This window comes from Microcystis sp. M083S1 (assembly GCF_020246405.1).
GTDB classification, from domain to species: domain Bacteria; phylum Cyanobacteriota; class Cyanobacteriia; order Cyanobacteriales; family Microcystaceae; genus Microcystis; species Microcystis aeruginosa_C.
This window is the reverse complement of the sequence record NZ_JADBTB010000194.1, coordinates 1-6,492: the sequence shown is the minus strand read 5'-3', so window position 1 is coordinate 6,492 and position 6,492 is coordinate 1. Positions and strand designations below refer to the sequence as shown.

Here is a 6,492-nt window from a genome sequence, read left to right as displayed (position 1 = left end):
GCAATCCCCACCCCCTTTTCGATACGGAATACTACCTCAAAACCTGCCCGGAAGCGGCCGATTCCGGGATGAATCCTCTGGCGCACTACATAACGCTCGGTTCACTATCCGGTCGCAATCCCCACCCCCTTTTCGATACGGGGTATTATCGAAAAATTTGTCCGGAAGTCGTATCATCGGCTACCGATCCTTTGGTGCATTATTTAACGATCGGCTCGGAAGCTGGATACAATCCCCATCCATTGTTCGATGTCGGATACTATCGTAAAAATTATCCAGAAGTTATCGCGTCGGGAATCGATCCTTTGTTACATTGCGTAGAGAGCGGTATTGAGAATACCCCTTACTCTTCGCTCCTAGCGGATAGATTATCTTCCGTGGTCGCCGCTACGATCGACACGCTTACCCAAACGGAATTATCCATACCGTTAGAGCGAGAAGCGCGGACAATTTCTTTTCCAGTTATCGAGAATCCGAAGGTAAGTATTATTATCCCCGTTTATAACCAAATTCACTACACGCTTCGCTGTCTCAAGGGATTAGCGCTACAGAACACCGATCTTTCTTTCGAGGTGATCGTGGTGGACGATAGCTCGAACGATACTACACCAGAAATACTGGCCTTGATCGAGGGGCTTCTTTATCTGCGTAACCCGGAAAATTACGGGTTTTTAAACTCTTGTAATCTCGCCGCCCGACAAGCAAAAGGAGATTACCTTATTTTCCTTAATAATGATACGGTTCCTTTCCAGGATTGGTTGAGCGAGATCATCGATCCCTTTTCGCGTCAAGAAAAGGTCGGTTTAGTGGGCTCCATGTTGATTTATCCTAACGGTACGTTACAAGAAGCGGGCGGATTAATCTGGCGCGACGGTTCTGGGTGTAATTACGGTCGGAACGGCGATCCCGAGGCTTGCGAGTATAATTTTGTTCGGGAAACCGATTACTGTTCGGGCGCGTCGATCGCTTTACCGTCGGAACTCTGGCGACAACTACAGGGGTTTGACCCTTTATTTTCTCCAGCCTATTACGAGGATACGGATCTGGCGTTCCGAGTTCGGAAAGCGGGTTATAAAGTGATCTATACCTGCTTTTCTAAAATCATTCATTTTGAGGGCATCTCTTCAGGAACCGACCTCAGCAAGGGAGTTAAACGTTATCAAGCCGTCAACAAACCGAAATTTTTAAAACGTTGGGAGACTACCCTAAGGGAACACGCGGAGGCTCCAGACTGGCGGGATCTACCCAATCGAGATCATCGAGTTCCTCGAAAATTACTCATGTTGGACGTTACGGCTCCGACCCCGGATCGCGACTCCGGCTCTGGAGATATTTTTAATTTTATGAAAGTGGCCAGAGAAGCGGATTGGGCGGTTACATTTATCGCCGATAATTTTTTGCACGAGGGGGATTCTCCCTACATTAAAAATCTTCAAAGAATCGGTATTGAATGTATTTATCGCCCTTATATTAATTCTATTGAAGAATATATAGAGCTTCAGGGAAATAAATTCGATATTATTGTCCTCTCGCGAGTTGATGTCGCCTCCTTGTACATCGATGTCGTGCGTCGCTACGCCCCAAACGCAAAACTGATTTTTAACACGGTCGATCTGCATTTCCTGCGGCAGTCGAGAGGAGCGGCTGTTTTGGAAAAATTAGATTCTTTCGATGAAGTTGCCCGAACTTTTCGAGATGAAATTCGTGCGATCGCCATTTGCGAGAGAACGATCGTCGTTAGTCAGGAGGAAGCCGAATTGATTAAAAAGATTTTCCCTCCCGCAAGATTATCCGTTATTCCGATCATTCGAGAATTGCCAAAAACTATTCAAAAAATAGATTTTGATGATCGATGCAATATCGGTTTCATCGGTCAATTTGCCCATTTTCCTAATAGGGATGCTATCTCATTTTTTATTACCTCGATCTTTCCACGAATTAGCCAAGAGATTCCCGATTGCCGTTTGATTATTGCGGGTTCTAACATGCCAGAAAATATCGCAAAATTCGCCTCAGATAGAATTGTTATTAAGGGTTATATCGCCGATTTGCACGAGCTTTTCGGTAGCGTTCGGCTTTCGATTGCGCCGCTTCGGTTCGGTGCCGGTATGAAGGGAAAAATTGTGTCTAGTCTGCTTTACGGTGTACCTGTCGTGGCGACGAGTATCGCGGTTGAGGGAATGGGGATGACACAAGGAAAAGAGGTACTTGTAGCGGACGATCCCGAAGAATTCGCCCGTTCTATTATCGATGTCTATAACTCGCGGCCGAAATGGGAGGCCCTCTCGGCCAAAGGGCTAGAATTCGCTACCGAGCGATTTTCGCTGGACGTAGTGGGACAAAAAATCCGAACTACCCTTGCGGAAGTTCTCGCGGGTCTCCCCTCGGCAACGCAAACGGACAAGGAAGGTGCTTCCAGACCCACGAACTCGTGAATAGGGGTTGTTTACGGGCATCGGCTCGAATTGCCCCCCGTTATTTTTGCCAACAGATTACTTTTTTCTTTATTATTTCCAGGGAAAACCAAGTATCATGATCGAGGAGAGAGAAAATCCATTGAATCGAGAGATTATTGAGAAAGATAGTTTACCGAGGCTCGACCTGATCGAGGAGAAAGATTTTGACTCAACCCGCTTATCGGAGCGGAGGCTACAAGAATGGAGTGCTTGTGTACTGCAGGAGATGGGCGATAAAACTCGATGGATTCAATCTCTTGAATCTGGAATTATTCGACGAGATCGACGGATTGAAAAGCTAGAGATAAGAACACGAGAACTAGAAGAGAAATTGGAATCGACGACGAATGACTACCGAAAAAGGCTCGCCCAACTACAATACGAGTTGATCGGTATTCGTACCTCGAAAGCGTGGAAGCTCGCAAAACTTTTCGAGCGATTTTCGATTATTGTATCTTGGAGTAAACTTTTATACTGGACGGCAACTGGAAAATTAGCTACCAAACTGCGAGAAGAAAAAATTTACACAGAACTGGCGAACAGTGGCTTATTCGATCCAGAATACTATTTAATGATGAATCCGGATGTAGCTGCGGCGGGAGCCGATCCCTTAAAACACTATATTGATAATTACCTTCAGGGACGGAATCCCAATCAGTGCTTCGATACACTATCCTATTTACAAAGCCATCCCGATATTGATATCAATCCACTTTTACATTATTATCGTGTTCAAAACCCACGAGGTGAGAAGTGACTGATTCCCCGATGAATTTATGGGCGACCGTCGAACTAATCCGAAATAGTGGATTTTTCGACGAGCGTTTTTATTTAAGTCAAAATCCCGACGCGATCGAGACCGACTTTACCCTCATCGAACATTACCTACACTACGGCGCAGAAAGAAGCCTCGATCCCAGCCCTCTTTTTGATACCCCTTACTATCTAGCGATGAATCCCGATGTGATCCGTTCCGGGATTCATCCGCTAGTTCACTATCTCACCGTGGGAATGGCCAAGGGACGATTGCCAAAGGCCCCTATACCTGGGAGGGAGTTGACTGGAATATCGGGGCGACCGAAGCTGATCGCCTTTTATTTACCCCAATTCCACCCGATTCCCGAGAATGATGAATGGTGGGGTAAAGGGTTTACGGAATGGACGAATGTTACAGCGGCGACCCCTATGTTCCCTGGTCACTATCAGCCCCGTTTGCCTTCCGAACTGGGGTTTTACGATCTACGTTTAGCAGAAATTTATCCCCAACAGGTCGCCCTAGCGCGCGAGTACGGTATTGACGGTTTCTGTTACTATTATTACTGGTTTAACGGTCGGCGGATTCTTGAGCGTCCCCTGCAAAATGCGGTCGAACGCCATGATGTGGATTTTCCATTCTGTATCTGTTGGGCTAACGAGAGTTGGAGCCGGCGCTGGGACGGTAGAGATCGAGAGATTCTTCTCGCCCAAGATCATACGTTGGAGGGGGACAATCGATTTATCCTCGATGTTCTGCCGCTCTTGCAAGACCAACACTATTTGAAGGTTGACGGCAAGCCGATATTATTGGTATACCGTCCCGAATTACTAGCGAATGCCCTCGTGACTGCGGAGGTTTGGAGGCGGGCGGCGGAAAAGGCGGGATTACCTGGATTACACCTATGCGCAGTGCAATTCGAGATCGCCGATCCCCGATCACTCGGATTCGATGCCTTGGTCGAGTTCCCCCCCCATTTTTTCCCGGGTTACGACATTACCCGAAGCGTTCCAGGCCTCGATCCGAATTTTCAAGGTCTCGTACGCGATTACTACACCGGAATGTTAAAAGGTTTAGAACGTCCAGCACCGAATTTTCCTTTTTACCGGGGCGCGATGCTCGCTTGGGACAATACGGCCCGACGGCGCCACGGCTCGCTAATCTACCATTATAGTAGTCCTCAAGCCTACCGTCAGTGGTTACGCCACCTGATCCTGCAAGCCTCGGAAAATGCGGGGGGAGGCGAGAGCTTGGTCTTTATCAATGCTTGGAACGAATGGGCTGAGGGGGCGGTGTTGGAACCGAGCCTGCGGGATGGACGGGCTTATTTAGAGGCGACCCGTGACGCTGTCGAAGAAAATATTTCTACCGCCTACATTGATCGGGTCGCTTACGAGCGATACCGGCAAGCCATTCAAGAAGAATGCCGTCTGATCGGAACACCGAACGGTCAACGGGTAGCGATCACCACCCGACCGAAAGTCGAGTGGGTTAGTCCCCGCGCCGATCTCGCCCGAAAAGCGGAAACAGCCCACTATCGAATTTTATTTTTCTACGACCGCTCCCGGACACCCTTTCAACTCGCCGAAGATATCCGGCACGCACTCGCGCCCGCGGATGGGGTAATCTGTTATATATTGCTGTGTGGGCAAGGGCAAGCTGGGGAAAAATCGCCGGAATGGTCCTTGGCATTCGATCTGGAAACTTTGACCTGTGAAGGACTCTCCCGTTCGGAAGCGATCGGGAAGACGCTCGAAGATCTCGCAGGTCGTTCGATCGATCTGGCACTAGGCTATACACTCCTCCCCGGCGATCTAGCTCGTTCCCTGCACTCGATCGGAATACCGATTCTCACCGTCCTCGACGAACTCCCCGCCATCGGGGAAACGTTCGCAGATTCGAGTCTTCTAACGGAGCTAGGAGAAGTTTCGGAGCGGATAGTTGTCACTTCGGAAATGATGAGGCAAAAATTGACGGAGAAGGATATTTGTACCTCGAACGAGCGTATAACGGTCATTTATCCTGGAATTCGTTCCGATCTGGGTGAGCAATCGAGTGAACAGTACCCGAGCGTTCTCGCCGAATTCAATTTTCCCCCTGATAGCTTTCTCGTTCTCGCCAACGGCCCGATCGCTCCCCGAGGGGGAGCAGATCTGATCGTTCCGATTGTCCGAGAGGTTTTTTCCCATCTCGGTACGGAAAAATTCCGTTTTCTCTGGATTGGAGAGGAACAGGACGATTCTCTATTCCGGAATTGGTGCGAACACGATCTGGCGACGCTCGGCTTAAGCGATCGGGTAATTTTTACGGGAAGTCGGCCGACGCTTTTACCCTATCTCGAAGCGGCGGATGTTTTTTTACTGCCCGCACGCGAAGATCATTTCTCACGAATCGGTTTAGAGGCGATGTACAAAGGCTTACCCGTCCTCGCTTTCGAGGGGGGTGGGCTTTCCGAAGTACTATCGCCCGATGCGGGCGTACTCGTTCCCTATCTCAACACCCAGATGATGGTGCAAAAATTGCGCCAGTTATACGAAGAGCCAATCTGGCGATCAGCATTGGGAGAGCGAGCCATGACAAAAGCCCGGAGCGAGTGCGGTTGGTTCCGATACCGCCGCAACCTCCTTAATTTATTGCGCAGAAACTATCGGATAGATCTATCCGAAGAGACAGTTCGTAAATGAATATAAAGAAAACGGTCGGACATCGGCACTCGGTTGTAGGCAAGAGAAAGAAGTTTAGACCCCACATTCAGCACCCTCAACTGTCACATTGGCTGTCCCCTCTAGAGACTTGAGTAAACATACTTAGGACTTGCTGAAAAAGTAAGGGGGCAGCAGGAGAAAGATAATTGATTGTTCAAGTTAATAATACCAATTTTCTAAACTTTGGCGACAGATAAAGCCTCTAGAATATAAGCCCGTCCTGTAATTGAGGCAATTACTTTACGAGTCATGACTTTCAGCCTCTCGGTAATTAATCTTCTTAATTCATCTAAAGAAGTCGGTAATTTCCATCTTAATCCTTTCTTTAAGTATTGCCAAATCTGTTCAATCGGATTGCATTCAGGGGAATAGGGCGGTTGAAACATGAGAATAATATTTTCTGGTATTTCTGGACTTCCCCCATACATAAATACTAAGGTTCTTCCGAACTTACCATGTAAAATCAACTAGCAAAATGCCAATTTAATAAACATCTAAGACTAAAGTTTTTAAAGTTTCTAAATCCATAGCCTCTCCTTTTAATCACCTTCAGTTTATTATTAATTCCTTCAACTGT

5 protein-coding genes are annotated in these 6,492 nt (G+C 47.7%); 3 read left to right on the top strand and 2 right to left on the bottom strand.

Going from position 1 to position 6,492, the window contains the following annotated elements:
* The 3 genes from IM450_RS17920 to IM450_RS17910 all read left to right on the top strand — a co-directional run.
* A partial coding sequence (locus IM450_RS17920) for a glycosyltransferase (RefSeq protein ID WP_287664528.1) occupies window positions 1–2,435 on the top strand: 2,435 nt, incomplete at its 5' end.
* 121 nt (window positions 2,436–2,556) lie between these two features.
* Window positions 2,557–3,213, top strand: coding sequence for a hypothetical protein (locus IM450_RS17915; RefSeq protein WP_287664526.1), 657 nt, complete (start codon window positions 2,557–2,559; stop codon window positions 3,211–3,213).
* Complete coding sequence (locus tag IM450_RS17910; protein ID WP_287664524.1) at window positions 3,210–5,894, top strand: glycoside hydrolase family 99-like domain-containing protein; 2,685 nt, start codon at window positions 3,210–3,212, stop codon at window positions 5,892–5,894. The genes IM450_RS17915 and IM450_RS17910 overlap by 4 nt, the downstream gene beginning before the upstream one ends.
* A 197-nt stretch (window positions 5,895–6,091) precedes the next feature.
* On the opposite strand, the gene IM450_RS17905 is transcribed toward IM450_RS17910, so the two are convergent.
* A complete protein-coding gene (locus tag IM450_RS17905) occupies window positions 6,092–6,343 on the bottom strand; it encodes a transposase (RefSeq protein ID WP_110580383.1) in 252 nt (83 codons plus the stop codon).
* Window positions 6,344–6,378: 35 nt separating this feature from the next.
* Window positions 6,379–6,492 (bottom strand): transposase (locus IM450_RS17900; protein ID WP_271927689.1); only part of this gene is annotated, 114 nt, incomplete at its 5' end.

Excerpts from the sequence above, each read along its gene's own strand:
- IM450_RS17905 (WP_110580383.1), bottom strand. The coding sequence starts at position 6,343 with ATGTATGGGGGAAGTCCAGAAATACCAGAAAATATTATTCTCATGTTT.